This window comes from Natronococcus sp. JC468, from assembly GCF_012163165.1.
Lineage (GTDB): Archaea > Halobacteriota > Halobacteria > Halobacteriales > Natrialbaceae > Natronococcus > Natronococcus jeotgali.
Map to the genome: position 1 here is coordinate 1 of NZ_JAAVUO010000083.1, position 3,573 is coordinate 3,573.

The following is a 3,573-nucleotide window of genomic DNA, read 5'->3' on the forward strand; positions in this document are numbered from 1 at the left end:
CACTATCGACGACGAAACAGCTATTAGACGATCCGTGGTTTGGTCAGTCGCAGGATTCTCATAGGTGTTGATCCCATCATTTTGGCGATCATGAATAGGGCCTGTCCAAGAAGGGGCGAACTCAAAGACATGCCACCGGCTGCCTGTAGAAAATAAGTACCGAGCGCACAAATCATCTAGTGAGACATCGAGAGTGCATTCGTATATACAAGAGCATGTTCGCCGTGTGCGAGTGCTCGTATGGAACGAAAGAGAGCAGCGTCCACGAGCGTTTCCCCGTATTTGTCTGTTTTTAGTAACATATACTATCATCTTCATCTCTATTCCAGTTCTCGTTGCCCTATCTGCAGGAGGACTGATGCGATCAGCCATACTGCGGGCGCTGCTAGTCCTAAGTACAGTTGGACTAATACTCGCAGCAGCAAAATATCTCGACCGACGCCCAGTCCGCGAATTTGGTATCAGAATTGACCGGAGGTGGATGTCAGATGCAATCGTAGGCGTCATTATCGGCGGTGCAATCCCGACAGGGACAGTTTTAATGAGCTACTTTGGTGGATGGGTCACAGTAAGCGATACAGAGTTCAACATTACAACGAACTATCTTCGTGAGATCGGCTTAGCGATCACCATCACTGTCAGTATCGCAGTCGTCGAGGAACTCGTCTTTAGGGGGTACATCCTCACAAATGCCATCGAGGGGTTTGACATCCGGTGGTTATCCCAACCAGGAATAATCGCTGCCGCTTGGGGGGCATCGGCGATCCTCTTTGCAATGGTCCATCCTGCGCCATCTCTCCTACAGGGGCTGCACTTCCTAGGTGCCGGACTCTTGCTTGGGTTCGCCTATCTTCTTTCAGGTCAAATCGGCCTGTCCATCGGCATCCATACCGGATTTAATTTCGTCTCAACATACGTCTTCCCGACGACCCTCGAACCATCTGTATCCGTTTTCACCCTGGTTGTAGGTGGGCCTACTTGGTTCATAGGGCAATCTGGACTTCTCCAAACAGCGCTCCTAATTCCAGCTGCATTCGCCGTCATAGGCTACGTCTGGTGGCAGTCAGGAAGCATCAAGATCCGTCCAGAAGAGTTCTATTGAATCCACCGACGGCGTCGGGGTAAGCCATCAGAATGGTTGAATTGAAGCGGAAGAGGAACCTTTATGCGACTCTGTTGAATCACTAGACGGCATCCGGATTGAGATATAAAATAGAGAATATTATAGACAGAATTTATTGTAATCGTTATCAGTAGTAGCTATCTCCCCAACAACCTCGATTGGTCCTCGTCAAAGGCAGTTGCAACACACGCTCAACAGCCGAAGCCCGGCCCTATGGCGATTCACCAGAGCCCATAGGTTCGAAATAGCCTGCAAGTCCGGATTCCACACTCCACAGCGTGTTGAATATGCGCTGTGTATTCAGCGGGGCTTTATCAACATCTCTGTTATTTGATTGAAATGACCGTGTCGGCTCGTAGTTTCTCTACATCTATTTTCCAGAGGGTGAATTCTGAATGGAAGTGGCCAAACCATATGCATTGAGAAAACTAGTTTCAACTTCTGCGCGCTCCTGTAGATGAGACTACAGGCCGTTTAGAAGGCTTTTCATCGGTGAATTCGGACAAATCAGTCTATCAGCGATCTTTCAGACACCCTCTCAGCCGTTAATTCCTGTTAGTCTTAGAAGGGGTTCGGCGCTCCTACGAGGTAGCTTCCAGTGTCGCTACTCAAAACCCGCTCTTCCACGCAGAGAGAGTGACCCTTTACCCAATTCGGGTTTCCTTCTTCAACAGCATGAGCGTGTTATCAGTCGTACCAGTGTCATGTGTTCGTATTCACCAGATACCACGTCTGGTTCAGACAGACTTGCTCCACTACGCGGAGAGTAGGACAACCTAGCACCCACCAATCAGAGAGAGCAGACTCCAGATCGGCTAGGTGCTGCCCTTGGGAACAGTAGCGAGGACTCAAACTGATCTGCTATAGTACAATTATAGAAAGAGCCAGGTATTGTTAGTGGTCTAAACTACCGTATTAGTGAATATGCTTATTCCGGGGTCATATTTCGGTATCGGGGCAAAACCAAGGACCTCTCAAGTACTGAATCCTCGAGGAGAGTCTATGAGGATTGAGGGCGCTGTGTCTCCTCTCGCTCAATGACCTCAGCGAAGGCGACATTCTCTCGAACGCCGGTAACTTTGACTTTCACATGATCTCCCGGTTCCGTTTCGGGTACGATAATCACATAGCCACGCTCGACACGAGCGATCCCATCGCCTTGTTCTCCGGTGTTTTCGATCTCGACAGTCCGTATTTCGTCTTCTGTAACCGGTGGCTCAGGAGGTGAGGTCTCGGATGACTCTCGAGTTTGCTCTGGCTGGTCGTCTGAATGCGACGAGAGAGACCGAAGGAGTGCTGTCCGATATATCTCTTCTAACTGTACATCGCCATCGCTCAACTCGCGTTTTGGGACTTCAATTACGTACGAGTCGTCTTGTTCTTCGACCGTAGCGCTAAATACACATAGTAGCTTTTCAGAAATTTCCATGGGTGCTTGTTCTTCGTTACCAGACTCGTGAGCAGCACCTTTAGTCCGGCGAATGACACCTATAGTAACTTCCTGCGTTCGCGATACTGCTCATGCCTCACTGCTCGTTGACCTACTCGACTAATTCGGTGACCTCGTCGGTACGGTTATCACTGACCTTGAGAAATGGCGACAACCCACGCTACCGAATTGAGAAACATGACAAGAACGTCTCCCCCTGCTATATCTCTACCTTGTGATCAGAACCACTTAAAGAAGAGACTGCGCTTCAGTCGAATACCTCACTAACGTATTCGTCTTCCCACTCGCGGCGGGCTTCGAGTTCACGTTGTCCACGCTGCGTGAGGGAATAGATGTTTGTCCGACGATCGAGGTGTCCTTTATCGATGAGTCCTTTGTCGACGACCGTATCCAGATTCGGATACAGACGGCCGTGATGGACCTCTTTCTCGTAATAGTCCTCGAGTTCTTCTTTGATCCCAAGTCCATGCGGTTCATCTAATCCAGCAACCACAAAGAGCAGATCGCGCTGGAACGCGGTCAAATCGTACATATCAGATCTACACCCGTTACTCGCTTAAAACCCACTCGAAGGACAGTACACCCATATAGATTCTGAGCAGAATTCAATAACGAAGAGAAGCTATTCAGAACCGATTGTTTGGTGGGAGAGACGGACAGCTACAAACGCGTCATGCCTACTTGTGATTCATTGCTCGAGGGGTTGAATGCCGGCGAATTCGACCACTCAGACTTCGTCTTCGTCTTCGAGTTCGAACTGCTCGTTTTCGGCAACGCTATTCAGAACAATACTGGTGTTCGACTGCTTGATGTCCGGATCAGTCACGAGGGCTTTGATCTGGTCGTTCATATCATCAGTGTCTGTGAACTTGCCAATCGCGATGATATCGTAGTCACCGGTGACTTCGTAGACAGAGATCATCTGATCATGCTCCGTTGAACGGCCCTTCCTTCTGCGGATTGTATCGTTGATTTCAGGGGATTTGGACGCCGTCTGGCG

4 protein-coding genes are annotated in these 3,573 nt (G+C 49.4%); 1 reads left to right on the forward strand and 3 read right to left on the reverse strand.

All coding sequences use genetic code 11. The features are described from left to right. Positions 1 to 358 precede the first annotated feature (358 nt). Complete coding sequence (locus tag GWG54_RS20340; protein ID WP_167939454.1) at positions 359 to 1,102, forward strand: CPBP family intramembrane glutamic endopeptidase; 744 nt, start codon at positions 359 to 361, stop codon at positions 1,100 to 1,102. A gap of 1,021 nt (positions 1,103 to 2,123) precedes the next feature. On the opposite strand, the gene GWG54_RS20345 is transcribed toward GWG54_RS20340, so the two are convergent. From GWG54_RS20345 to GWG54_RS20355, 3 genes are all read right to left on the reverse strand, one after another. Further along, complete coding sequence (locus GWG54_RS20345) at positions 2,124 to 2,552, reverse strand: TRAM domain-containing protein (RefSeq protein ID WP_167939455.1); 429 nt, start codon at positions 2,550 to 2,552, stop codon at positions 2,124 to 2,126. A gap of 268 nt (positions 2,553 to 2,820) precedes the next feature. After that, a complete protein-coding gene (locus GWG54_RS20350; RefSeq protein ID WP_167939456.1) occupies positions 2,821 to 3,105 on the reverse strand; it encodes a PadR family transcriptional regulator in 285 nt (94 codons plus the stop codon). Positions 3,106 to 3,300: 195 nt separating this feature from the next. Further along, on the reverse strand, positions 3,301 to 3,573 hold a 273-nt coding region (locus tag GWG54_RS20355), incomplete at its 5' end, for an Lrp/AsnC ligand binding domain-containing protein (protein WP_245242900.1).